Annotated in this window: 22 protein-coding genes; 11 read left to right on the plus strand and 11 right to left on the minus strand. The window is 69.6% G+C overall.

Annotated elements, in window-relative coordinates; all coding sequences use genetic code 11:
• Nucleotides 1-230: 230 nt before the first annotated feature.
• Both ACYQPG_RS21970 and ACYQPG_RS21975 read right to left on the minus strand, forming a co-directional pair.
• A complete protein-coding gene (locus ACYQPG_RS21970) occupies nt 231-2810 on the minus strand; it encodes an ABC transporter permease (protein WP_461231759.1) in 2580 nt (859 codons plus the stop codon).
• Complete coding sequence (locus tag ACYQPG_RS21975; protein WP_419830218.1) at nt 2810-3511, minus strand: ABC transporter ATP-binding protein; 702 nt, start codon at nt 3509-3511, stop codon at nt 2810-2812. Before ACYQPG_RS21975 ends, ACYQPG_RS21970 begins: the two co-directional genes overlap by 1 nt.
• A 213-nt stretch (nt 3512-3724) precedes the next feature.
• On the opposite strand from ACYQPG_RS21975, the gene ACYQPG_RS21980 reads away from it, so the two are divergent.
• Both ACYQPG_RS21980 and thpR read left to right on the plus strand, forming a co-directional pair.
• A complete protein-coding gene (locus ACYQPG_RS21980) occupies nt 3725-4324 on the plus strand; it encodes an arylesterase (protein WP_147939461.1) in 600 nt (199 codons plus the stop codon).
• On the plus strand, nt 4324-4863 hold the full coding sequence (thpR, locus tag ACYQPG_RS21985; RefSeq protein ID WP_147907948.1) for an RNA 2',3'-cyclic phosphodiesterase: 540 nt from the start codon (nt 4324-4326) through the stop codon (nt 4861-4863). Before ACYQPG_RS21980 ends, thpR begins: the two co-directional genes overlap by 1 nt.
• Nucleotides 4864-4924: 61 nt before the next feature.
• Here thpR and coaA read toward each other — a convergent pair whose 3' ends face one another.
• The 3 genes from coaA to ACYQPG_RS22000 form a co-directional block, all read right to left on the minus strand.
• Complete coding sequence (gene coaA, locus ACYQPG_RS21990; protein ID WP_147907949.1) at nt 4925-5914, minus strand: type I pantothenate kinase; 990 nt, start codon at nt 5912-5914, stop codon at nt 4925-4927.
• Nucleotides 5911-6234 (minus strand): phosphoribosyl-ATP diphosphatase, encoded by a 324-nt coding sequence (locus ACYQPG_RS21995; RefSeq protein WP_147907950.1) that lies wholly within the window; start codon nt 6232-6234, stop codon nt 5911-5913. The genes coaA and ACYQPG_RS21995 overlap by 4 nt, the downstream gene beginning before the upstream one ends.
• A 255-nt stretch (nt 6235-6489) precedes the next feature.
• Nucleotides 6490-7437, minus strand: coding sequence for an aspartate carbamoyltransferase catalytic subunit (locus ACYQPG_RS22000; RefSeq protein WP_147907951.1), 948 nt, complete (start codon nt 7435-7437; stop codon nt 6490-6492).
• A gap of 192 nt (nt 7438-7629) precedes the next feature.
• Here ACYQPG_RS22000 and ACYQPG_RS22005 point away from each other — a divergent pair, with 192 nt between their 5' ends.
• From ACYQPG_RS22005 to topA, 3 genes are all read left to right on the plus strand, one after another.
• A complete protein-coding gene (locus tag ACYQPG_RS22005; protein WP_147939485.1) occupies nt 7630-8493 on the plus strand; it encodes a cytochrome b/b6 domain-containing protein in 864 nt (287 codons plus the stop codon).
• Nucleotides 8490-9455: a molybdopterin-dependent oxidoreductase gene (locus ACYQPG_RS22010; RefSeq protein ID WP_461231760.1), complete on the plus strand. Its 966-nt coding sequence runs from the start codon at nt 8490-8492 to the stop codon at nt 9453-9455. The genes ACYQPG_RS22005 and ACYQPG_RS22010 overlap by 4 nt, the downstream gene beginning before the upstream one ends.
• A gap of 388 nt (nt 9456-9843) precedes the next feature.
• Entirely contained in the window at nt 9844-12531 is a 2688-nt protein-coding gene (topA, locus tag ACYQPG_RS22015; RefSeq protein ID WP_461231761.1) for a type I DNA topoisomerase, read from the plus strand.
• Nucleotides 12532-12577: 46 nt separating this feature from the next.
• Here topA and ACYQPG_RS22020 read toward each other — a convergent pair whose 3' ends face one another.
• Nucleotides 12578-12943 carry a hypothetical protein gene (locus ACYQPG_RS22020; protein ID WP_461231762.1) on the minus strand — a complete coding sequence of 122 codons (366 nt, stop codon included), beginning with the start codon at nt 12941-12943 and terminating at the stop codon, nt 12578-12580.
• A gap of 168 nt (nt 12944-13111) precedes the next feature.
• Here ACYQPG_RS22020 and parE point away from each other — a divergent pair, with 168 nt between their 5' ends.
• On the plus strand, nt 13112-15172 hold the full coding sequence (gene parE, locus ACYQPG_RS22025; RefSeq protein ID WP_461231763.1) for a DNA topoisomerase IV subunit B: 2061 nt from the start codon (nt 13112-13114) through the stop codon (nt 15170-15172).
• 202 nt (nt 15173-15374) lie between these two features.
• On the opposite strand, the gene ACYQPG_RS22030 is transcribed toward parE, so the two are convergent.
• Nucleotides 15375-15881, minus strand: coding sequence for a PRC-barrel domain-containing protein (locus tag ACYQPG_RS22030; protein ID WP_461231764.1), 507 nt, complete (start codon nt 15879-15881; stop codon nt 15375-15377).
• 183 nt (nt 15882-16064) lie between these two features.
• Nucleotides 16065-16931, minus strand: a complete 867-nt coding sequence (locus tag ACYQPG_RS22035) for an outer membrane protein (RefSeq protein WP_419830224.1) — start codon at nt 16929-16931, stop codon at nt 16065-16067.
• A gap of 417 nt (nt 16932-17348) precedes the next feature.
• On the opposite strand from ACYQPG_RS22035, the gene ACYQPG_RS22040 reads away from it, so the two are divergent.
• From ACYQPG_RS22040 to ACYQPG_RS22050, 3 genes are all read left to right on the plus strand, one after another.
• The gene (locus ACYQPG_RS22040) at nt 17349-17699 is read left to right on the plus strand and encodes a hypothetical protein (RefSeq protein ID WP_461231765.1); all 351 of its coding nucleotides are present in this window, start codon (nt 17349-17351) and stop codon (nt 17697-17699) included.
• A gap of 185 nt (nt 17700-17884) precedes the next feature.
• Nucleotides 17885-19546, plus strand: a complete 1662-nt coding sequence (locus tag ACYQPG_RS22045; protein ID WP_419830225.1) for a DEAD/DEAH box helicase — start codon at nt 17885-17887, stop codon at nt 19544-19546.
• A 93-nt stretch (nt 19547-19639) separates the two neighbouring features.
• Nucleotides 19640-20701 (plus strand): GGDEF domain-containing protein, encoded by a 1062-nt coding sequence (locus ACYQPG_RS22050; protein WP_461231766.1) that lies wholly within the window; start codon nt 19640-19642, stop codon nt 20699-20701.
• A gap of 110 nt (nt 20702-20811) precedes the next feature.
• Here ACYQPG_RS22050 and ACYQPG_RS22055 read toward each other — a convergent pair whose 3' ends face one another.
• Together ACYQPG_RS22055 and ACYQPG_RS22060 are read right to left on the minus strand one after the other, a co-directional pair.
• Complete coding sequence (locus ACYQPG_RS22055; protein ID WP_147907960.1) at nt 20812-21189, minus strand: HesB/IscA family protein; 378 nt, start codon at nt 21187-21189, stop codon at nt 20812-20814.
• A 122-nt stretch (nt 21190-21311) separates the two neighbouring features.
• Nucleotides 21312-22310: a threo-3-hydroxy-L-aspartate ammonia-lyase gene (locus ACYQPG_RS22060; RefSeq protein WP_461231767.1), complete on the minus strand. Its 999-nt coding sequence runs from the start codon at nt 22308-22310 to the stop codon at nt 21312-21314.
• 312 nt (nt 22311-22622) lie between these two features.
• Between ACYQPG_RS22060 and ACYQPG_RS22065 the strand changes: the two genes are divergently transcribed.
• On the plus strand, nt 22623-22847 hold the full coding sequence (locus tag ACYQPG_RS22065) for a hypothetical protein (RefSeq protein WP_147907962.1): 225 nt from the start codon (nt 22623-22625) through the stop codon (nt 22845-22847).
• Nucleotides 22848-23113: 266 nt separating this feature from the next.
• A complete protein-coding gene (locus ACYQPG_RS22070) occupies nt 23114-23323 on the plus strand; it encodes a hypothetical protein (protein WP_461231768.1) in 210 nt (69 codons plus the stop codon).
• 137 nt (nt 23324-23460) lie between these two features.
• Here ACYQPG_RS22070 and lpdA read toward each other — a convergent pair whose 3' ends face one another.
• Nucleotides 23461-24900, minus strand: coding sequence for a dihydrolipoyl dehydrogenase (gene lpdA, locus ACYQPG_RS22075; RefSeq protein WP_147907964.1), 1440 nt, complete (start codon nt 24898-24900; stop codon nt 23461-23463).

Consider the following 24900-nt stretch of genomic DNA (forward strand, 5'->3'; position numbering starts at 1 on the left):
GAATATGTTGCGCGGCCGCCGCCCGCACAAGTCCCCAGCTACGGTTGCGGGGCCGCTTTTCCGGTGTCGGAGGATGTATTTTTGTCCATGAAGTCAGGGATTAAAATGGATCCTCGCGCCGGCGGCACCATGTTCGACTGACGGTTGCCCGGATCGCGTCAGGTCGATGTCTCTCGGCCCAAGTCTTAACCCTGCGCGGAGACCGCGGGCCGAGCCGCGAAGACCGCCCGCTAGATCTGCCGGAGATACGGCGCCGGCTTCTGGCCGAGGATGCGCCACGTGCCGGCCAGCCCGAGCAGGATCGCCAGCGCCACCGCGGCGGTCGCCGCCACAAGCGCGCCGGACAGGTCGAGGTGGAAGTCGAGGTGCATGACCTTCGCGACGATCACCCAGCCGGCGAGGCTGCCGGCGGCGAGGCCGAATACGGCCGTGGCGAGCCCCAGGGCCGCGTACTCGATGGCGTAGGCGCTGAGCAGTCGCGCCCGGCTGGCGCCCAGGACCTTCAGCACCACGGCGTCGTAGAGGCGGGCCCGGTGGCCGGCCGCGATGGCCCCGGCCAGCACGAACAGGCTCGCCAGCACCGCCACCGCGCTCGCCCCGCGGATCGCCAGGACCAGGCGGCCGACGAGGTCGCCGATCGCGTCGAGCGCGTCCTTCACACGCACGGCGCTCACCGACGGGAACGTCTTGGCGACGTCGCGCAGGATGCGGTTCTCGGCGCCCGCATCGGTGCCGCCGGGCAGCGACAGGGTCGCGAGATCCGAGTGGGGCGCGCCCCGGAAGGTGCCGGCTGAGAACACCATGACGAAGTTGATGCCGAGGTTGCGCCACTCCACCCGGCGCAGGTTGAAGATCGTCGCGGTCAGGTCGCGCCCGAGCACGTTGACGGTGACGGTGTCGCCGACCTTCAGCCCGAGCTGGCGCGCGAGGTCCGCCTCGAACGAGACCAGCGGCTTGGCCCCCTGCTCGGCGCTCCACCACGCCCCCTCGGTGAGGGTCGAGCCTTCCGGCACCGTGTCGCCGTAGGTGATGCCCCGGTCGCCGTCGAGGACCCAGGCGGCGTCCTCCGGGGGGCGGATCTTGTTGGCCGGCACGCCGTTCAGGGCGACGATCCGGCCGCGCATCATCGGCACGTCCTCGATCTTGCCGTTGGGGGCCGAGCGCGCCAGGAACGCGCGGAATTCGGCGGCGTCGCGGGACGGGATATCGAGGAAGAACAGGTTCGGCGCGCGCGCCGGCAGGGTCGCGCTGATCGTCCGGCGGACGTTGGCGTCGATCAGGCTGAGGGTGACCAGCAGGGTCACGCCGAGCCCGAGGGACAGCACGATGGCGGGGGTCAGCGCGCCCGGCCGGTGGAGGTTCGCCAGCGCCATCCGGGGCGCCGGCCAGCGCGGATGCGGCAGGCGGCGGGCGAGCGCCATCAGGCCGAGCGCAACCCCGTGCAGCAGCGCGAACGCGATGGCGGCGGCCGCGATGAAGATCAGGGCCACGCGCCGGTCGAACGCCGTGCCGACCGCCAGGCCGACCAGGGCGGCGAGGCTGAGGGCCAGCCAGATCCGGTAGCGCCAGCGCGGGCTGACCCGGGCAGGATCGACCGTGTCGCGGAACAAGCCCGAGACCGGCACGTCGTGGGCACGGCCGAGCGGCGTGATCGCGAACGCGAAGGCGGTCAGCAGCCCGTAGGCGGCGGCGAGCAGCAATTCCCCGGGCGCCAGCGTCGGGTTCAGGGGCAGCGGCAGGTCGGCGGAGAACAGCGCATCCAGGACGAACGGCAGGCTCGCACCGACCGCGAGGCCGTTCGCCGTGCCGATGCCCGCGATCAGCATCACCTGGGTCAGGTAGAGGGCGACCACCTGCGAGCCCGGGGCGCCGACGCTCTTGAGCGTCGCGATCGAGGGCCGCTTGCGCTCCACGAAGGCGTGGACCGCGTTGCCGACGCCCACGCCCCCGACGATCAGCGCCGTCAGTCCCACCAGGGTCAGGAACTGGGTGAAGCGCTCGATGCTCTTGGCGAAGCGCGGGTCGGCGTTGCCGCGAGACCGGATCTCCCAGCCGGCCTCCGGAGTCGCGGTCCGGATCCGCACCTGCGCGGCGTCGAGGTCCGGGTCCCGGGCGGCGTCTTTCGGCAGGACGATCCGGTAGCTCCAGCGGTTGAGGCTGCCCGGCTGGACGAGGCCGGTGGCGCGCAGCGTCGGCTCCGAGATCATCAGCCGCGGGCCGAAGCCGATGCCGCCGGCGATCTTGTCGGGCTCGGAGGTAAGCGTGCCGCGGATCACGACCGGGTGCCCGGCGAGCGCGATCCGGTCGCCGACCTTGACGTCGAGGCGGGTGAGCAGGGCCGGGTCCGCGAGGGCGCCGGGCGTCCCGTCGCGTTCCGCCAGCAGGTCGGCGAGCCGGCCCGGCGGATCTGTGACGAGTTCGCCGGCCGCCGGGTAGGTCGCGGGATCGACGGCCTTCAGCTCCACCAGCGCGGCGTCGCCACTGGCCGCCACCGCCATGGCACGCAGGGACGCCACGGCGTCGACCGTGCCCTCGCGCGACAGGGCCTGCCGCTCCGCGTCGGTCGCCTCGCGGTTGATCAGGTTGTAGGCGAGGTCGCCCCCGAGGATCCGCCGCCCCTCCCGGCCGAGACCGTCGGAGAGCGAGCGCGAGATCGACGCCACGCCGGCGATCGCCGCGACGCCGAGCGCGATGCAGGCGAGGAACACCCCGAAGCCGGACAGGCCCGCGCGCAATTCGCGCACGGCCAGACGCAGGGTGAGCGGGACGCGCCGAGGCGCGGGCTCGGGATGCGAGATCGTGCCGTGCATCAGGCGCTCACCGCCTCCTCGACCCGGCCGGAGCGCAGGCGCACGGTGCGGTCGCACAGGCGGGCGAGGCCGTTGTCGTGAGTGACCAGCACCAGGGTGGCGCCCCGGTCGCGCTTCAGCCGGAACAGCAGGTCCACGATCTGCCGGCCGGTGGCCTCGTCGAGGTTGCCGGTGGGCTCATCGGCCACCAGGATCGCCGGATCCGGCGCCACCGCGCGGGCGATGGCGACGCGCTGCTGCTCGCCCCCGGAGAGCTGGGCCGGATAATGGTGCAGCCGGTGCCCGAGGCCGACCGCCTCCAGCTCGGCGCGGGCCCGCTCCAGGGCGCCGGGCCGGTCGGCGAGCTCGAGCGGCAGCGCGACGTTCTCCAGCGCGGTCATGGTCGGAACGAGGTGGAAGGCCTGGAACACGATTCCGATCCGCCGGCCCCGGAACCGGGCGAGCGCGTCCTCGTCGAGGCGGGCGAGGTCGGTGTCCTCGATCACCACGCCGCCGGAATCGGGTCGCTCCAGCCCGGCCATGACCATCAGCAGGGTCGACTTGCCCGAGCCCGAGGGGCCGACCAGCCCGACCGCTTCGCCGCGATCGACGGTGAGCGAGATTCCGCGCAGGACGTGGACCCGGGCGGCACCGCGTCCCAGGCTGAGATCGATGTCGGACAACGCGATCGCCGGCTCGCGCAGCACCTTGCCGTTGCTCACCGGGCGGCCGATCTGTGGGCGATGACGAGCATGGCGCGCGAGGTCCTGACTTGGCTGCTGACTTGGCCGCTGACGTGGCGACGAACTTGGCGGCACCGCCCGTTGATGCACCGCGATATGGGGGGCGCATTGGGGCTACGCCATGACGGCGCCGGCCGCGTGCGGCGGGCCGCCCTGTTTGTCGCAGCGCTAGCGGGTCTGGTATTCCCTTTCATGACAGCGACTCACGCCGCCACCACCGGCCCGGTCAAGCTCGTCGCCCTCGGGGACAGCCTCACCGCCGGCTACCGCCTGCCATCCGACGCAGCCTTCCCGACCGTGCTGGAGCGCCTGCTCAAGGCCAAGGGCGCGGACGTGACCGTCGCCAATGCCGGCGTCTCCGGCGACACCGCCACGGGCGGCCTCGACCGGGTCGACTGGTCGGTGCCGGACGGGACCGCCGGGGTGATCCTGGAACTCGGCGCCAACGACATGCTGCGCGGCACCGACCCGAAGGTCACCGAGGGGGCGCTCGCGGCGATCATCGAGCGGTTGCAGGCCCGGGGGATCCCGGTGCTGCTCGCCGGCATGCAGGCCGCCCCCAATCTCGGGCCGGACTACAAGGCGCGGTTCGACGCGATCTACCCGACCCTGGCCAAGCGCTACGGGCTGACCCTCTACCCGTTCTTCCTCGACGGGATCATCGGCGACCGGGCCCAGCACCTCGACGACGGGCTGCACCCGAACCGGCAGGGCGTCGAGACCATCGCGGCCCAGATCCTCCCCACGGTCGAGACTTTCTTGGGCGGCCTCCGGCAGGGGGCGTCGCGGTAATGCCGCGCCTGTTCACAGGGCTCGCGATCCCGACGGAGATTGCCGAGGCGCTGCGGATCTACCGGGGCGGCCTGCCCGGCGCGCGCTGGATCGAGCCCGGCGACTACCACGTCACCCTGCGGTTCCTCGGCGATGTCGAGGTGCCCGCGGCCGAGGACGTGCTGGAGGCGATGGCCGAGATGCGGGTGCGCCCCGCCCTCACGGTGACCCTCGACGGGCTCGGAATCTTCGGAGGCGACAGGCCGCGGGCCCTCTATGCGTCGGTGGCACCGAGCCCGGAGCTGATCGACCTCCAGGCCGAGCAGGAGCGGCTGGTGCGGCGCACCGGCATCGCGCCCGAACGCAGGAAGTTCACACCCCACGTCACCCTGGCCCGCCTCAAGCGCGACGCCAGCCCGGAGGCGGTGGCGATGTATCTCTCCCAGGCTCCGGCCTTCGCGCCCCTGGCCTTCACCGCCGACCGGGTGACCATGTTCTCGGCCAAGGAATCGACCGGGGGCGGGCCGTACCTCGCGGAGGCTGAGTTTCCGTTCGTCTAACGCCCGCAGTCCAACCCACCACCTCAGGATGAGGGCGTTGGGTTGGATCCCCGGATTGGACCTACAGCCGCCGCAGCGCCACGCTCTCGATCCGGTGGCTCGCGCCCTTGGTCAGGATCAGGCTCGCCCGCTGTCGGGTCGGTAAGATGTTCTCGCGCAGGTTCGGCAAGTTGATCGTGGTCCAGAGCCGGTCGGCGATGTCCAGCGCCTCGGTCTCCGGCACCTCGGCGTATTTCCGGAAGTACGAGCGCGGGTCCCGGAACGCGGTCTGGCGCAGCTTCATGAACCGGGTGACGTACCAGCGGTGCAGGTCGTCCTCGTGGCCGTCGAGATAGATCGAGAAGTCGAAGAAGTCGGAGACGAACGGGATCGCGGTGCCGTCCCGCGGCAGGCGGGCGGGCTGGAGCACGTTCAGGCCCTCGACGATCAGGATGTCGGGGCTCTCGACCACCCGCTCCTCCCCCGGCACCCGGTCGTAGACCAAGTGGGAGTAGAGCGGCGCGGTCACGCGCTTGTGCCCGGCCTTCACGTCGTGGAGGAAGCGCAGCAGCGAGGCGGTGTCGTAGCTCTCCGGGAACCCCTTGCGCTCCATGATGCCGTTGGCGGTGAGCGCGGCGTTGGGGAGCAGGAAGCCGTCGGTGGTGACTAGGTCGACCTTCGGGGTGTTGGGCCAGCGGGCCAGCAGCGCGGCCAGGATGCGGGCGGTGGTCGACTTGCCCACCGCCACCGATCCGGCCAGGCCGATGATGTAGGGGGCCTTGGTCTCGCGCTCGGCCAGCAGGAAGCGCTGCGTCGCCTTGAACAGCCCCTGCGTCGCCGCGACGTAGAGCGAGAGCAGCCGCGACAGCGGCAGGTAGATCGCCACCACCTCCTCGACCGAGATCGGGTCGTTGATCGACTGCAGCCGCTCGATGTCCTCGGCCTTCAGGGTCAGCGGCGTGTCGGCGCGCAGCTGCGCCCATTCCTCGCGGCTGAACCGGCGATACGGCGAGAGCCGATCCGATCCGTCGAGGATCGCCTCGACGGAGCCCGGCAGCGCGGCCGCGTTCACGCGGGCTGCCTCGCGGCCTTCTCGGCGATCCCGCTCTGGGCGGTGCGGCGTTCCAGCTCCGCCATTACGGCGTCGAGCTCGACGCCGCCGGCGCGGAGCAGAACAACCAGGTGGTAGAGAACGTCCGCGGCCTCGTTCCGGAGGCCGGTCTTGTCGCCCTGCACGGCCGCGATGGCCGCCTCCACGGCCTCCTCGCCGAGCTTCTTCGCCGCCTTCGCTGGGCCTTCCGACAGGAGCTTGGCCGTGTAGGAGGTCTCCGGGTCGGTCCCGGCGCGGCTCGCGACGAGCTTGGCGAGGTCGTCGAGCGTGTAGGCGGTCATGACGCGATCTGCATGTGAGGTCGTCTGTAGAGCAACGTCCTGGATATCCGATCCGGTACGATGCGCCAGCGTTTGATGGTGCATCATCGTTCCCCGAAAGCCGGCAACCGCCGCTCGGGATGATGCTTGAAGGTCCGGCCGAGGCCGTATTCGGCAGGAAACTGCGCTGCAGCCGCCCGGCGATCAAGCCGCGCGGGTGAAAGCGCCCCGGCTTTGTCGGGCTTATGCGGGGTCGAAATCGATCCGGGACGGTGCTCAGCCGTTCGGCAGGTGCCGGGCCAGCGATTCCAGCACGGCCATGCGCACCGCCACCCCCATCTCGACCTGCTCGCGGATCAAGGACTGCGCGCCGTCTGCGATCTCCGAGGAGATCTCGACCCCGCGGTTCATCGGACCCGGATGCATCACCAGGGCGTCCGGTTTGGCGAGCGCCAGCTTCTCGCCGTCCAGGCCGAAGTACCGAAAATACTCCTTCACGGAGGGCACGAACGAGCCGTTCATGCGCTCGCGCTGGAGGCGCAGCATCATCACGATGTCGCAGCCGTCCAGGCCCTTGCGCATGTCCGTGAAGGTCTCGACGCCGAACCGCTCGATTCCCGCGGGCAGCAGCGTCGAGGGCGCGATCAGGCGAACCCGGGCGCCCATCGCCTGCAACAGGATGATGTTCGAGCGCGCCACCCGCGAGTGCAGGACGTCGCCGCAGATCGCAACCTGAAGCCCTTCGATCCGGCCCTTGTTGCGGCGGATCGTCAGCGCGTCGAGCAGCGCCTGGGTCGGATGCTCGTGCGCCCCGTCGCCGGCATTCACCACCGCGCAATCGACCTTGCGGGCGAGCAGATGCACCGCACCGGCCGATTCGTGGCGCACCACGATGATGTCCGGCCGCATGGCGTTCAGCGTCGCCGCGGTGTCGATCAGGGTCTCGCCCTTCTTCACCGAGGACGAGGCCACCGACATGTTCATCACGTCGGCGCCGAGTCGCTTGCCGGCGAGTTCGAACGACGACTGAGTCCGGGTGGAGGGCTCGAAGAACAGGTTGATCTGCGTGCGGCCCCGCAGGGTCGTGCGCTTCTTCTCCACCTGCCGCGAGATGTCGACGGCGGCGTCGGCGGCGTCGAGCAGCCCCTCGATGTCGGGGCGGGTCAGGCCCTCGATGCCGAGGAGATGCCGGTGCGGGAAGGCCGGGGGCGCGGGGCTCGTCATGATGAGACCGGGGTGTAGGTCCGGCCGGTCGTTCCGGCAAGGCGGACGAGCGCCTGCGGCCCTTTTCATGGCCTGTGCCGGCGGCCTTTTTTCACCGGTTGGTAACTTCGGCGCCCGCGCCACGTATCAGCCGGATCGCGCGGCATTCGCGCCGCCATCGCCTCGCGAGACGCACGCTTGAGAACCGATACTCTGGACGCCGCCCCGGCGCTCGAAGCCCCGGAGACCGTCGACGCCTCCGGGCGGCGCTGGTTCTACCGGCACCCCGCGGTGATCCGGGTGGCGCATTGGGTCAACGCGGGGGTGCTGCTGGTGCTGCTGATGAGCGGCCTGCAGATCTTCAACGCCCACCCGGCGCTGTACTGGGGGGCGGTCTCGACCTTCGACGATCCGGCCCTGGCGATCACCAGCGAGCAGGGACGCGACGGCACGAATCGCGGTGTGGTGACGGTCGGATCGCACAGCTTCGACACGACCGGGGTGCTCGGCCTGTCCCGGGAGGGCGGCACCGCGGTGGACCGGGCCTTCCCGGCCTGGGCGACCCTTCCGGCCGATCAGGACCTCGCCACCGGGCGGCGCTGGCATTTCCTGTTCGCGTGGCTCCTGGTGATCAACGGCGCGGTCTATCTGCTCTACGGGCTGTTCAGCGGCCAGCTCCGCCGCCGCCTGATCCCGGACGGCGACCAGATCCGCGACTTCGCCGGCTCCGTGAAGGAGCACCTGCTCTTACGCTTCCCCGAAGGTGAGGAGGCCAAGCGCTACAACGTGATCCAGAAGCTGACCTACCTCGTCGTGGTGCTGGGCCTCCTGCCCGCCATGGTGCTGGCGGGGCTCGCCATGTCGCCCGGCGTCGACGCCGCTTGGCCCTGGCTGCCGGAGCTGTTCGGCGGCCGGCAATCGGCGCGCAGCATCCACTTCATCGCCGCCGGGCTGCTGGTGCTGTTCGTCGTCGTCCACGTGCTCCTCGTTCTGGTCTCCGGCCTCGTCAACAACATGCGCGGCATGCTCACCGGCTGGTTCAGCCTCGGCCGTCCCGAGAAGGAGACCGCGCGATGATCCTGCACCGCCGCAAGCTGCTCACCGCCGGCGCCGGATTGGCGGGGACCGCCCTGCTCGGCGGCTGCGACCGCTTCGCCGGGACCGAGACCGGGCGCCGCACCCTCAAGGTCGGCGAGGATGCCAACCTGTTCGTTCAGCGGCTGCTGATGTCCCCCGCCACCCTGGCCCGGGAATATCCGGCCGCGATGATTTCGCCGTGGTTCAAGCCGAACGGCACCATCGACCCGCCGGACAGGGATTTTCGCGCCCTGGCGGCCAAGAAATTCGCCGACTTCAAGCTGACGGTCGACGGGCTGGTGCAGACGCCGCTGTCGCTCAGCCTTGCGGACCTGCGCGGGTTGCCGGCGCGCACTCAGATCACCCGCCACGATTGCGTCGAGGGCTGGAGCTGCATCGGCCAATGGTCGGGCGTGCCGCTGGCCGAGCTGCTCACCCGGGCCGGTCTGAAGCCGCAGTCGCGCTACGCCGTGTTCCATTGCGCCGACACGCTGGAATATGCCGGCGGCGGCCTCGAGGGCGGCGACGGTGCCTCCCTGTGGCGCCCCGAGCATCCGGGCTCGGTCCGCGACGGCATGATCCAACTTGCCGCCGCCGAGGATTGGGGCGGTGCCCCGCCCAAGGCCGACAAAGGCACGGACGACAAAGGCACGGACGATTGGGGCCAGGGCGCGCCGGAGCCGGAGGCGCCCGAGGATAAGCGGACCCCGATCCGCTACTACGAGAGCATCGACCTGTTCGACGCCGTCAACCCGCAGACGATCCTCGCCTACGACCTCAACGGCAAGCCGCTGGCGGTCTCGAACGGCGCCCCCCTGCGCCTGCGCGTCGAGCGCCAGCTCGGCTATAAGCAGGCCAAGTACGTGATGCGGGTCGAGCTGGTGGACTCGCTGGCGGGCTTCGGCCAGGGCAGCGGCGGCTACTGGGAGGATCGCGGCTACGAGTGGTACGCGGGGATCTGAACAGGTCGAGCCCGCCCCGCCGTCAGTGCGCGCGCGGCGGGGCAACCCGGTCTGGCGCGCGATTCCCGCGTGTAGCGCTGGGCAGGTCGCTTAGCTGGGCGCGTCGCTTGGCTGGGCAGGTCGCTTGGCTGGGCGTCCCACGACGGCATGAGGCAAGCCGGCCAGGTCGACGGTGATTGCCGGCGATCCGCAATCCTGTCGGATTCGCGCCCCGCGCATGACAGCCCCGGCGAGCCGTTCGGCGACCGTTGCCATTTGACAACCCGTGCCCCGTAACCCACTTGTCCCCGGCGCGCGGCCCCGGCCCGACGGCGGGCACTTGTCCCACGCGAATTTCGAACAGAATTCGTCCGTCGCGCCCAGGCCCCGTCGAGGGGCAGAGGTCTGAATGAAAGTCGTCGTCGTCGAGTCGCCGGCCAAAGCCAAGACGATCAATAAGTATCTTGGCCGCGACTATGAGGTGATCGCCTCCTTCGGGCACATCCGCGACCTGCCGGCCAAGGACGGCTCGGTCGATCCCGAGCAGGATTTCCACATGGTCTGGGAACTCGCGGACCGCGGCGCCAGCCGCGTCAGCGAGATCGCCAAGGCCTGCAAGGGCGCGGACAAGCTGATCCTGGCGACCGACCCGGATCGCGAGGGCGAGGCGATCTCCTGGCACGTCCTGGAGGCGCTGAACGCCCGAAAGGCGCTCAAGGGAATCCCGGTCGAGCGCGTCACCTTCAACGCCATCACCAAGGCCTCGGTCGAGGCGGCGATGCGCAAGCCGCGGGAGATCGACCAGGCGCTGGTGGACGCCTACCTGGCGCGCCGGGCGCTTGATTACCTCGTCGGCTTCAACCTCTCGCCGGTGCTGTGGCGCAAGCTCCCCGGCGCCCGCTCGGCCGGCCGCGTGCAGTCCGTGGCTCTGCGGCTCGTGGTCGAGCGCGAGATGGAGATCGAGAGCTTCAAGCCGCGCGAGTATTGGTCGATCGTCGCGACCCTGACCACCAAGGACGGCGCGACCTTCGAGGCCCGCCTGGTCGGGGCCGACGGCAAGCGGATCCAGCGGCTCGACGTCGGCACCGGCGCGGACGCCGCCGCATTCAAGCGCGACCTCGAGCTCGCGAGCTTCCAGGTTGCGAGCGTCGAGGCGAAGCCCGCCAAGCGCCACCCGCAGCCGCCCTTCACCACCTCGACGTTGCAGCAGGAAGCATCGCGAAAGCTCGGGATGGCGCCGGCGCAGACCATGCGGGTCGCGCAGCGCCTCTACGAGGGCGTGGACGTCGGCGGCGAGACGGTCGGCATCATCACCTACATGCGGACCGACGGCGTCGACATGGCGCCGGAGGCGATCCAGGACACCCGCAAGGTCATCGGCACCGAGTTCGGCGACCGCTACGTGCCGGACGTCCCGCGCAAGTACAGCGTCAAGGCCAAGAACGCGCAGGAGGCCCACGAGGCCGTGCGCCCGACCGACATGAGCCGCCTGCCCAAGATGGTGGCCCGCCACCTCGAGCCGGAGCAGGCCAAGCTCTACGACCTGATCTGGACCCGCACGATGGCGAGCCAGATGGAATCGGCTGAGCTGGAGCGCACCACCGTGGAGGTGGCGGCGAGCGTCGGCCCGCGCCGGATCGACCTGCGCGCCACCGGCCAGGTCGTGAAGTTCGACGGCTTCCTGGCCCTCTACCAGGAGGGCAAGGACGACGAGGAGGACGAGGAGAGCAAGCGCCTGCCGCCGATGAAGGCCGGCGACCCGCTCACCCGTGAGCGTATCACCTCGACCCAGCACTTCACCGAGCCGCCGCCGCGCTATTCCGAGGCGAGCCTGGTCAAGCGCATGGAGGAGCTCGGCATCGGCCGGCCGTCCACGTACGCCGCCGTTCTCCAGACCCTGCGGGATCGCGAATACGTCAAGATCGAAAAGAAGCGGCTGCAGCCGGAGGACAAGGGACGCCTCGTCACCGGCTTCCTGGAGAGCTTCTTCCGGCGCTATGTCGAGTACGATTTCACGGCCGACCTCGAAGGCCAGCTCGACCGGGTCTCCAACGCCGAGATCGACTGGCGGGCGGTGCTGCGCGACTTCTGGAAGGACTTCTCCGCGGCGATCGGGGAGACCAAGGAGCTGCGCGTCACCGACGTGCTGGAGGCGCTCAACGGCCTTCTCGGTCCGCATATCTTCCCCGACAGAGGCGACGGCGCGAACCCGCGAACCTGCACGGTCTGCGGCACCGGCCAGCTCTCTTTGAAGCTCGGCAAGTTCGGCGCCTTCATCGGCTGCTCGAACTATCCGGAGTGCAAGTACACCCGTCAGCTCTCGGCCTCGGGGATCGACGGCGACGGCGACGGCTCCTCGGGCGAGGGTGGCCAGCCGGGCGTCCGGGTGCTGGGCGACGATCCGGTGACCGGGATGCCGGTGACGATCCGGGACGGGCGTTTCGGGCCGTTCGTGCAGCTCGGCGAAGCCTCCACCGAGAAGGACGCCGCGAAGCCGAAGCGCTCGTCGCTGCCCAAGGGGCTCTCGCCGTCCGAGGTCGGCCTCGACAAGGCCCTGGCGCTGCTGGCGCTGCCCCGCGAGGTGGCGCGCCACCCCGAGACCGGCGAACCGATCCTGGCCAATCTCGGCCGGTTCGGTCCCTACGTGCAGCACGGGAAGATGTACGCCAACCTCGGCAAGGACGACGACGTGCTGGAGATCGGCGCCAACCGCGCCATCGACCTGATCGTCGCCAAGGAGCAGGGCGGCGGCCGCGGCCGCGCTGCCGCCGATCCGGGCCGCCCGCTCGGCAAGGACGAGACGAGTGGGCGGGACCTCGTGGTCAAGGCCGGCAAGTACGGCCCCTACGTCACCGATGGCGAAGTCAACGCGACGCTGCCGAAGACGATGAATTCCGAGGCGCTGACCCTCGATGAGGGGATCGCGCTGGTGAACGCCAAGCGGGCGTCGGGCGGCGGCAAGCCGGCCAAGCGCAGCTCGGCCCGGAAGGCGCCGGCGCGCGCGGCGACGGGCGAGAAGAAGCCGGCGGTGAAGAAGACGGCCGCGAAGAAGCCAGCGGCCAAGAAGACGACGGCGAAGAAATCCGGGGCCGGCTGAGCGCCGGACCCGCTAACCGCGAAGAAAGCGTCGCGGTTCGTCGCGTTCAGGCCAGGTAGGTGATCGTGGCTGCCAACGCGGTCGCGACGGTCGCCAACGCGATGGTCAGGCCGTTCACGAAGATGCGGGCCTGCGGAACGACCGAGGGCGCATCGTCCTCGCACCCGAATACGGTGCCGGCGGCTCGCTCAAAGCGGATCAGGGTGAGGCGGCGGGCCTCGATAGCGGCGTTGCTCATCGACGGCGGCTCCCGGACCACGGTCAAGTTCTTTTCCGACAGAACGCGGTCGGAGCCACCCGGTTCCGATCCGAGCGGCGGCGGAGAAACCGTTAACCCACGATTGTGCAACGTGGCGATGACGGCGCCTTCGCGCCGCGCCGGCCGCGCCCCTCGCTCGCGGCGGCGCAGCATGCGATGATGGGTCGGTTCGGCGACGCACCGGACCCTCTAGATGTTTCTGTTTTGTTCCGCTATCATGCGGGGATGAAGGCGCATGCTGCACGATCCCAGGTCCGATCGCCAAAGGCCCGTCTGCCCGACGCCGAGCCGGCCGACGCGCCGTGCGCGCGGAGGCCGCGCGTGAGCGATCCGGCGCGCGACCTGTTCGGGCCTGGCGGCAAGCCCCCTGCCCCGCGTCCGGCGGAGCCGCGGCGGCGGTTGGTGGAATCGGCCTCGGTCCCGGCCATCGCGGCGGCCGAGCCGGAGGCCGGCTACACGGCTTCCGACATCGAGGTGCTGGAGGGCCTGGAGCCGGTCCGGCGCCGGCCCGGCATGTATATCGGCGGCACCGACGAGCGGGCGCTGCACCACCTCTTCGCCGAGGTGATCGACAATTCCATGGACGAGGCGGTGGCCGGCCATGCCAGCTTCATCGAGGTCGAGCTGGAGGAATCCGGCTCCCTGGTGATCACCGATAACGGCCGCGGCATCCCGGTGGACCCGCACCCGAAATTCCCCGGCAAGTCGGCCCTCGAAGTCATCATGACGACGCTGCATGCGGGCGGTAAGTTCGACTCGAAGGTCTACGAGACCTCCGGCGGCCTGCACGGCGTCGGCATCTCGGTGGTGAACGCCCTGTCCGACCTCCTCGAAGTCGAAGTCGCCCGCAACCAGACCCTCTACCGCCAGACCTTTTCGCGCGGCCACGCGCAGGGGGCCCTCGAACTCGTCGGACGAGTCCAGAACCGGCGCGGCACCCGGGTGCGGTTCCACCCCGATGCCGAGATCTTCGGCTCCCTGAAGTTCGACCCGCGCCGCCTGTTCAAGATGGCGCGCTCCAAGGCCTACCTGTTCGGCGGCGTCGAGATCCGCTGGCGCTGCGCCCCCGCCCTGCTCGAAGGGCTGGAGGGCGTACCGGCCGAGGCGGTGCACCGGTTCCCGGACGGGTTGCGCGACTACCTGGCCCGGGACATCGAGGGCAAGGACCTGGTCACCGACGCGATGTTCACCGGCAAGGTGACCAAGCCCGGCTCCCACGGCTCGCTCGAATGGGCGGTGGCCTGGATGGTCGCCGAGGACGGCTTCTCGCATTCCTACTGCAACACCATCCCGACGCCGGAGGGCGGCACCCACGAGGCCGGCCTGCGGGTCGCGCTGCTGCGGGGCCTGCGCGAGCACGCCGAGCGCGTGAACCAGGCCAAGCGCATGACGGCCGTGACCACCGACGACGTCATGGCGACCTGCGCGTCGATGATGTCGGTGTTCATCCGCGAGCCGGAATTCCAGGGCCAGACCAAGGACAAGCTGGCCACCGTCGAGGCGCAGCGGATCGTCGAGACGGCGGTGCGGGACGCCTTCGACCATTGGCTGGCGGCCTCCCCGGCCCAGGCCAACAAGCTGCTGGACTGGGTGATCGACCGGGCCGAGGAGCGGTTGCGCCGGCGCCAGGAGAAGGAGGTCGCCCGCAAGAGCGCGACCCGCAAGCTGCGCCTGCCCGGCAAGCTGGCCGATTGCTCGGCCGCCGGAACGGCCAACTCCGAGATCTTCATCGTCGAGGGCGATTCCGCCGGCGGCTCGGCCAAGCAGGCCCGGGACCGGACGACCCAGGCGATCCTGCCCCTGCGCGGCAAGATCCTCAACGTCGCCTCGGCCTCCCGGGACAAGCTCGGGGCCAACCAGCTGATCTCGGACCTCACCCTGGCGCTCGGCTGCGGCACCGGCGCGGCCTTCCGTGAGGCGGACCTGCGCTACGACAAGGTGATCATCATGACGGACGCCGACGTGGACGGCGCCCACATCGCATCGCTGCTGATCACGTTCTTCTACCGGCAGATGCCGAAGTTGATTGATCGCGGCCACCTCTACCTGGCGATCCCGCCGCTCTACCGGCTGCAGCAGGGCTCGAAGGTCGTGTATGCGCGGGACGACGCCGACCGGGAGCGGATCACCAAAACGGTGTTCAAGAGCGGCAAGGTCGAGATCGGGCGCTTCAAGGGCCTGGGCGAGATGATGCCGGCCCAGCTCAAGGAGACCACCATGGATCCGAAGAAGCGCACGCTCCTGCGCGTCGCGATCCTCGAGGAGGCCCGGGAATCCACCGGCGATACGGTGGAGCGCCTGATGGGCAACAAGCCCGAAGCCCGCTTCGCCTTCATCAGCGAGCGCGCCGCCTTCGCCGACGGGGTCGATCTGGATATCTGAGGCGACAGGGCGGCAGTAAAACGACGCTTCGTCAGCGTGGCCGCAGCGAAGCGATTCGGGGAAACGCGACACGGGGGAACGCGACACCTGGGGATCGCGCGCGACACTGGGTTGCTTCGCGACGGTCGCACTGACGGACTTGCAGACCGCTTTCGGGTCGGAGCGCCTGGATCGCGTCCGCGTCAAGCGATTGCCGGCGAGGCTACTCCGACGCCATGGCCTTGGCCGGATCGAAGGGCTGGGCGGCCGCGACGGTGTCGGTGCTCATGTTGAGAACGGCCGAGAACCGCTCCCCGCCCGGGCGCAGCACGAGGGCGCCGGGCTCCACGGCGATCCGTTTGCTGCCGAGGCCCAGCGGGCCGCCGACATCCAGCACGACCGCCTTCAGGGCACCGCCATCGGCGATCAGCAGGTCGTCGATGGTGCCGACATTGTCGCCGGCCGCGTTGCGGACCGTCACGCCGATCATCCTGGAGGCCAGGAACGCCGCCGGCTTGAGGCCCTGGCGCCTGGCCGCGGCCTCGGCGCTGGCCGCCGTCATCAGCCGGCCGCCGCCCTCCCCGCTGGTGGAGGTGCCCGGCCCGGTCCCGGGCAGCACAGTCTTGGTGCCGATCACGCTGGCATCCTGAGCCGGAGCCGGGAGTCCGGACAGGGACAGGACATTCAGCGGCAGCAGCAGACGGGACGTGATCAGTCGGATCTTGCGCATCGGGATCGCTCCGGCGCGGCCGAGCCATCCGGGCGCCGACCGTGAAAGGCGCCGGCGGCGACGGGTGTTCCTGTCGCCCCTGTCGCACCGGGCCTCGGTGGTCCTAAAACGCAGAAGGGCCCGACCTTGCGGCCGGGCCCCGGGTCACGATGGCGCCGGCCAAGCCGGCGCCGAAGTGCGATCTTAGTACGAGCCGAACTTGTAGTTCACGCCGGCGCGGACGACGGCGAACTCGGTGTTGGCGGCGGCGCCGTTGAGGTAGGCGGTGCCGTTCGGGGCCAGCAGGTTGCCGTAGAACACGCCACCGGCGGTGTTCTTCTGGCGGTCCAGGTTCACGTACAGGCCTTCGACCTTGAGGGTCACGGCCGAGGACTTGAAGAAGTTCAGGAACGAGTCGGTGGGCAGGGCGTACTCGATGCCGCCGCCGACGGCGTAGCCGGTGCGGAAGCTGTTGCGGAAGCTGCGGCCAGCGAAGTTCTGGTCGTCCTGGCCCGAGCCGTAAGCGTAACCGCCGGTGGCGTACACGAGGGTCCGGTCGAAGGCGTAGCCGAGGCGGCCGCGGGCGGTGCCGAAGTAGTCGAGGCCGTTGCCGCTGGTGGCGACGAAGGCGCGCGGGTTCGAGAACGCAAAGCCCGGGGCGCCGGCGATGCCGTAGTTCTGGGTGACGTTGGCGCGGCGGGCGAAGTCGACGTACTGGGCGTCAGCCTCGAAGCCGACCACGATGCCGGAGCCCGGGGTGAACTGGTAGTTGTAGCCGATCTGGGCGCCGCCGGTGAAACCGTCGTTGTTGCTGCGGTTGCCGACGCTGACGACGGCGTTCGTGCCGGGCGAATTGACCAGCGAGCCGGCCGGCAGGCCGTAGCTGGCGGTGTTGCGGCTGCTGGCATCGAAGCCGTAGCCGGCATTCACGCCGAAGTAGGCGCCGGTCCAGGTGAACACCGGCACCGGCGTGAACACCGGCGGCGGCGCAGCGCGACGCGGCAGGTCGGCCGCGGAAGCGGCGACAGTCATGCCGGCGAGAACGGTCGATGCAAGAAGAACTTTTTTCATGGTGCCATGGGTCCTGGGGTTGGCTTGAGCCGGCTGCCTTCTAGGCGCTCTCGGTCGGCGGGTCTGTCGCTTTCCTGCAACAAGCCCGCCGAGACTAGCCCGATCTTGTCAACGAAAGGTGAAGGTTAAGCGTGAAGATCCCTGTCCTCGGCGAAGGACTGTGTATCGGAAGCTGCAACGGCGTTTGAGCAAAGCCTGAAGATTATTCGGGCTTCATTATCAGGAGACGCCGGGATCTGTCCGATTCGGGCCCGGCGCAAGTCGGGCTCTTCCGCAAGGGCGCCGGGGACACCGTTTTATTCTGGTACGGTGAGCGCTTGCTCGTCCCGTCCCGCGTAAGTCGGCGGTTAACCATGGGGTGGTAACCGTCCCGGATCGACCGTCGCCGGCCGCATGCCGGACCGAGAAGGACAGACCATGCTCCCGCCCGCCGAGCGGAGTCAGAAGCCCTTCGGGACGCGCCGACCCGCCGCCGAGTCGGACAGGCCCGTACCGGCGCATCCGGCCCCGAGCCGAACGGCCCGGCCCACAGGATCCCTGGCCTGGGCGCTGCGCATCTCGGCCGTCGTGGGTCTGCTCGCCCTGGCCGCGACTCACCAGCTCGCCCGTTTGAGCCAGGCCGGCCCCGCGCCGGGGCAGCTCGCCCTGGCCGGACACGGGCTTCCGGCCGATCCTGAGACGACCGGCTCGCTCGCGCCGGCCGGCGCCGCTCGGGCGACACGTCTCGACCCCTGCCTCCTGCCCGCCCTGGACCGTCACCTGCCCTGATCGGCTGTGTGCGGGACCCCGATGCGCGCATTGCGAGATTGACAAGCTGCGCCAAGCCCCTAACTGACTGGCCCATGCGCCCCGCGGCCACGGGTGCGTTCGTGCGCCTTACGTGAGCCCTCCCGAGCCGTTGCCGCGACGGTGTCCACCGCGCCGGCCGGGCGCGCAACGGTTCCTGAACGCAGATGCCTTTTTCCGACCTGGGACTGAGCGAAAAAGTCCTCAACGCCGTCGAGACGGCGGGCTACACCGAGCCGACGCCGATCCAGGCGCAGGCGATCCCTCACGTGCTCGCGCGCCGGGACGTCCTTGGCATCGCCCAGACCGGCACTGGCAAGACCGCGGCGTTCACGCTGCCGATGCTGACGCTGCTGGAGAACGGCCGCGCCCGCGCCCGGATGCCCCGCACGCTGATCCTGGAGCCGACGCGCGAGCTCGCCGCGCAGGTGGTCGAGAATTTCGATCGCTACGGCACCAACCACAAGCTCAACGTCGCGCTGATCATCGGCGGCGTGTCCTTCGCGGACCAGGACGCCAAGCTGACGCGCGGCACCGACGTGCTGATCGCCACGCCGGGCCGGCTCCTCGACCATTTCGAGCGCGGCAAGCTGCTGCTCACCGGAGTCGAGCTGCTGGTCATCGACGAGGCCGACCGCATGCTCGACATGGGGTTCATCCCCGACATCGAGCGGATCGTGAAGATGGTGCCGTTCACCCGGCAGACGCTGTTCTTCTCGGCGACCATGCCGCCGGAGATCGAGCGGCTGGCGGATATGTTCCTGCACAACCCGCAGCGGATCGAGGTGGCGCGGCCGGCCTCCACGGCCTCGACCATCACGCAACGGCTGGTGGCGGTCGGCTCCGAGGGTCATGCCAAGCGCGAGCGCCTGCGCACCCTGATCCGCGGTGAGTCCGAGTTGAACAATGCGATCATCTTCTGCAACCGCAAGCGCGACGTCGCGCTGCTGCAGAAGTCGCTGGTCAGCCACGGCTTCGACGCCGCCGCGCTCCACGGCGACATGGACCAGCGGGCGCGTACAACCGCGCTGGACGCGTTCCGCGCCGGCGAGACCGCCCTGCTGGTCGCCAGCGACGTGGCGGCCCGCGGCCTCGACATCCCGGCGGTCAGCCACGTCTTCAACTTCGACATCCCGCACCACCCCGAGGATTACGTTCACCGGATCGGCCGCACCGGCCGGGCGGGCCGGAGCGGCGCCGCCTACACCCTGGTCGCTCCCGGGGACGACCGCTCGCTGGTCGCCATCGAGGCGCTGATCGGGCAGCCGATCCCTTGGTTCGACGGTGACCTGTCCACCGTGGCCGATCCGTCCGCCGATACCGGCACGCGGCATCGCGGCCGCTCGGGCGAGGGCCGCCGCGGCGCGCGTTCGGGCAAATCCGAGGGGCGCTCGTCCGAGGGCCGGTCGTCCGAGGGGCGCTCGTCCGAAGGGCGGTCATCGGGGGGACGCTCCGAGCGGCGCGCCTCCGAGGGCAGATCATCCGAGGGTAAGACTTCCGACAGCAGGACTCCCGACAGCAGATCGTCGGAGACCGGTCTGGTGGAGGCCAGGGCACCGGAGCCGCGCGCGACCGATGGCAGGTCGGAGCCTCGGGCCGAGGCCAAGCCGAATGGCCGCGAGGGCGGTGGGCGCCAGCGCTCCCGCGGCGGGTCGGCCGCCGCGCGTGGCGACACCCGTCCGGCTCCGCGCCCCGAACCCGTTCGCGAGGAGCGGGTGCGCGAAGATCGCAGCCGCCGCAACGAGCCCGACGGGGATACCCCGGTCGGACTTGGTTCACATGTCCCGGCCTTCTTGCTTCGACCAGTTTTGGCAAAGAAAGAGAAGTAACGTCCGGCTTAACGTTCCGGCTACGAACCGGCACTAGACTGGTCTTGGGCCGGGTTTATTGATCCACCGGCGGCCTCGGACCGCAGGTTACGGATGAGCCAGGAGACCTATTCCGATCGTGACCGCAGCTTCGCGCTGGCGAAGCGGGCTCACGATCTGATCCACGATTACGGTCCCTCAGCCACCCCCCGGGCCTACGCGGTCTGGTACGCCTACGTGTCCGGTGAGCTGCCGCTGCTGGGCGACGCGGTCAAGCGCCGGACCACCGAGAACGGCTGCCTGACCGAGTCGGACATCGACGACCTGCACGAGACCTATCTCGATGGGCGCCAGCTCACGAGCGCCGCCGGCGACGTCAGCCGCAGCGTGCTCGATGAGATCGGAGCGGTGACCGAGATCCTCGACCTGTCGCTCGGTTCCACCACGCAATATGGCGAAGCCCTGCGCGGCCTGGCCCAGGACCTCGCCCAGGAGGGCATGCCGACCCGGGTGCGCCTCGGCGAGATCGTATCGACCCTGGTCTCCACCACCCGCGAGGTCGCGGTGAACAACCGCGTCCTCGAGGCCCGGATGCGCGAGACCCGCACCGAGATCGAGACCCTGCGCGAGAAGCTTGAGGCGAGCCGGATCGAGAGCCTGACCGATGCGCTGACCGGGCTGGCGAACCGCAAGCATTTCGAGGAGATGCTGAAGGCGTCCCTGGACACGTCCCGCTTCGGGGGCGTGCCGATGAGCCTGGTCGTGCTCGACATCGACTTCTTCAAGCGCTTCAACGACCTGTACGGCCATCTCACGGGCGATCAGGTATTGCGGCTCGTGGCGATCGTGATGCGGGAGAATGCCGGCCCGCAGGCGCTGCTCGCCCGGTTCGGTGGCGAGGAGTTCGGCATCGTGCTGCCCGGCGCCGACCGGGTCCTGGCCCGACAGGTGGCCGAGAAGGTCCGGACCAGCGTGATGGGCCGGGAACTCGTGAAGCGCTCCACCGGCGAGTCGCTCGGCAAGGTCACGATCTCGCTCGGCATCGCGGTTCTGCACGCCAGCGACAGCCCGGCCTCACTCCTGGAGCGCGCCGACCTGTGCATGTTCGCGGCCAAGCGCGCCGGCCGGAACCGCGTCGTGGACGATGCGGCCGAGTCGCTCCCGCAGGTGGCCTGACGCGAAGCGTTCGGGCATCATCCTGGGTACCGCAGCCAGAATGATGCGCTAGGTCGTCGATCGCACATCGAATTTCCCGAAGGCCGGACGTCATCCTTCGGGACGACGCCCTAGACCCGGGCCGGGATCCGCTCTTCCGAGACCGGCGTGATCGCCACCGACTCGCCGCAGCCACAGGCCGAGGTCTGATTCGGGTTGTTGAAGACGAACTGCGAGGCGAGCTTGGTGGTGGTGAAGTCCATCTCGGTGCCGAGCAGGAACAGCACCGCCTTCGGATCGACGAACACCCGGACGCCGCGATCCTCGACCACGTCCTCGCCGGGATTGGCCGCCTCGGCATATTCCATCGTGTAGGACATGCCGGCGCAGCCGCCGTTGCGAACGCCGACCCGTAGGCCCGCGATCGGCCGGTCGGCATCCGCCATGATCGCCTTGATCCGCTCGGCCGCGCGATCGGTCAGCGAAAGAACCTTGAAGCCTGCAAACATCGTCACCCTCCCGCCCATCCGGGTTCAAGGCCCGGGAGCGCGCATTCTGACAGGCACAAGATAAGCATCCGTCCCCGCCCGGTCCACTACGGCCGGGCCACAGGGCCGCGGCATTCGGCGCGTCAGGCCGTTTCGCCCGTGAGCCGCGCGAAGGTGGCGAGATCGACGTTGCCGCCGCTGATCACCACGCCGACGCGCTTGTCCTTGACGTCGACCAGCCCGTGCAAAACCGCTGCCGCCGCCAGGCAGCCGGTCGGCTCGACCAAAATCTTCATGCGCTCGGCGAAGAACCGCATGGTCTCGACGAGCTGCGCGTCCGAAACGGTCAGGATGTCGGCGACATCCCGGCGGATGATCGCGAAGGTAAGGTCGCCGAGCGCCGTCGATTGCGCCCCGTCCGCGATGGTCCGAGGAACCGGGATGGTCACGATCGCGCCCCCGCGGAACGATTGCTGCCCGTCGTTGCCGGCCTCCGGCTCCACGCCGATCACCCGGCAGCCGGGCGACAATTCCGCGGCGGCGAGCGCGCAGCCCGCGAGCTGGCCGCCGCCGCCGAGGCAGGCCACCAGCACGTCGAGGGGGCCGGCCTCCGCGATCAGTTCCTGCGCCAGCGTCCCTTGTCCGGCGATCACGTCGCGGTGGTTGAACGGCGGGATCACCGTCATGCCCCGGGGCTCGGCGAGTTCCCGGCCGAGCGCCTCCCGATCCTGGGTGTAGCGGTCGTACAGCACGACCTCGGCGCCGTAGCCCCGGGTCGCCGCGATCTTGGCCGTGGGGGCGTCGCCCGGCATCACGATGGTCGCCGGGATGCCGAGCAGTTGGCTCGCCAGGGCGATCGCCTGGGCGTGGTTACCCGAGGAGAACGACAGCACCCCGCGGGCGCGGACCGCCTCCGGCAGGGCACTGATCGCGTTGTAGGCGCCGCGGAACTTGAAGGCCCCGCCCCGCTGCAGGTTCTCGGCCTTGAAGAACAGTTTCGCGCCGGTCCGCGCATCGGCGGTGCGCGAGGTCAGCACGGGGGTCCGGTGGGCGATCCCGGCGATCCGCTCCGCGGCCCGGGCAACGTCCCCGAAGGTCGGAACGCCGCTTTCGGCGGTCGTCGTCTGTGCTTGCTCCGGCATTGTATCCCACAAAGCTCCTGCCTGAGAACCGCGCTCGATCGCGCTGCGATCGGCTCCGGCCGCCTGCCCTCGACCGCCTGCGCGCGCCCGCTCCAAACCGGAATCAGGCCGGCGGACCACTCCCGGTCGCGGCCACTCTTAGGCAGGATTTGCGCCCCGTGCATCCGTGGGATTCACAGGCCAAGCGGAGCCATTCGTTGGCCCGCCGCTTGTATCCCTGAATTCGTTCGAGGGTCGCGTCGCCATGCCGTTGAAATCGAAGGTTCGAGTCGCGTTTCTCGCTGGCCCGCAGCGCGGTACCGCGGAGGCCCGATGAGCGACAGGATGCGCGATCGGCGGGCTGGCGATGAGGTGACGGAGGTCACGTTCCGCGGGCGGGGCCTGGCGCTCCGGTCGGGCGGACGGCTGATCCTGCTCGTCTGCCCGCTCTGTTCGCAGCGTAACGCCAGTCGCGGCGCCGAGCGCGGCATCTGCGAGTGGTGCGCCTATGTGCCGTCTCAAGATCAGGCGGAGCCGGTGGAGCGCGGGACCGGATGAGCGTTTGACACAGGTAATCGCTCAAGCCGTTTCACCGCCCCCGATCCGGGCTCCTTGATCGTTTAAGTAAACCAAACGCCATTGGAGACGGGCCGCCGGTCCCTGCATGCCGTCGGCGAACGGGTTGAGACCGTAGACCGCGCAGCCGCCTTGGCGGCGAAACAGCGGAACAGAGATCACGCCACGGTGCTGCGTACTATTTTCGATTGCAATCTTTGGTTAAAATTACAATTATAGGTTGGGGGGGTAGCCGACCGGGAGACATCATGCAGCCGTCGGAATGCTGTATTTTTCGCATGATCATCGCGTCCGTGATCGGAAGCGTTGTCACATTGCTGTTGGTCTGTCGTTTCGATCCGTGGGCTCTGGCGCTAATTCCTATCGGGGGAAGCCTGGCGACCGTGTTCGTAATCGCCCTGTTCCAGGGCATCGGCCTTGCCATGACGGCGCGCGCGAACGCCGCGGCGCCGACGTAGCGGCGCCTCCACGAGCAGCGATCCTCACGCTTATCCCGCGTTGCTTTCCGCGCTGTTGCGTCAAGCAACGCGCGTTTCGGCTGTCGGACGTGTGAGACCGCCGAAAACCGTTGTGCGCAGGCGTGACGCGCCACCGGTCAGCTGTGGATCACCTTGCCATAGGCGTCGAGCACGCTCTCGTGCATCATCTCGCTGAGCGTCGGGTGCGGGAACACCGTGTGCATCAGCTCCTCCTCGGTGCTCTCCAGGTTCATCGCCACGACGTAGCCCTGGATCAGCTCGGTCACCTCGGCGCCGACCATGTGGGCGCCGAGCAGCTGGCCGGTCTTGGCGTCGAACACCGTTTTGACGAGGCCGTCCGGCTCACCCAGCGCAATCGCCTTGCCGTTGCCGGCGAACGGGAAGCGACCGACCTTGACGGCGAAGCCCAGCTCCTTGGCCTTGGCCTCGGTTAGGCCGACGCTGGCGATCTGCGGCTGGCAATAGGTGCAGCCCGGGATCTTGGCCTTGTCCATCGGGTGGGTGGGCAGGCCCTTGATGGTCTCGACGCAGATGACGCCCTCGTGCTCGGCCTTGTGGGCCAGCATCGGGGGGCCGGCAACGTCGCCGATAGCGTACAGGCCCGGGACGTTGGTCCGGCCCAGCCCGTCGGTGACGACGATACCGCGGTCGATCTTCACCCCGAGTTTTTCGAGGCCGATATTCTCGATGTTGCCGACCACTCCCACCGCCGAGATCAGCTTCTCCGCGGTGATTGTCTGTGACGTGCCGTCCCCGCCCTCGATGGTCGCCGTGACCGAATCGGCGCCCTTCTCGACCTTGGTCACCTTGGCGCCGGTGAGGATCTTGATGCCCTGCTTCTCGAAGCGCTTGCGCGCCAGGCCCGCGATCTCGGCATCCTCCACCGGCAGGATCTGCGGCAGCAGCTCCACCACGGTCACCTCGGCGCCCATGGTCCGGTAGAACGAGGCGAACTCGATACCGATCGCGCCCGAGCCCATGACGAGCAGGCTCTTGGGCATCGTCTCGGGGACCATGGCCTCGTAATAGGTCCAGATCTGCTTCTTGTCGGGCTCGATCCCGGGGATCGCCCGCGGCCGGGCGCCGGTGGCCACGATGATGTGCTTGGCCTGGTAGCTGCCCGCTCCCTTGGCGCCCTTGGGCGGCTCGGCGCGCTTGGACTCCTTTACGGTGACCTGGCCGGGCTGGTTGCCCGTGGCGACGCTGTCGACCGAGGCCTCGCCCCAGATGACGTCGACCTTGTTCTTCTTCAGCAGCATGCCGACGCCGCCGTTGAGCCGACCCGAGACGCCCCGCGAGCGCTTCACGATGGCCGCGGTGTCGAACGACACCTCCTTGGCCGACAGGCCGTAATCGGAGGCGTGCTGCATGTAGTGGTAGATCTCGGCCGAGCGCAGCAGCGCCTTGGTGGGGATGCAGCCCCAGTTCAGGCAGATGCCGCCCAGGTGCTCCCGGTCGATCACCGCCGTCTTGTAGCCGAGCTGCGCCGCCCGGATCGCCGTGACGTAGCCGCCGGGGCCAGCGCCGATGATGAGGATGTCGTAGGTGTCGGACAT

This window comes from Methylobacterium sp. CM6246 (genome assembly GCF_054818005.1).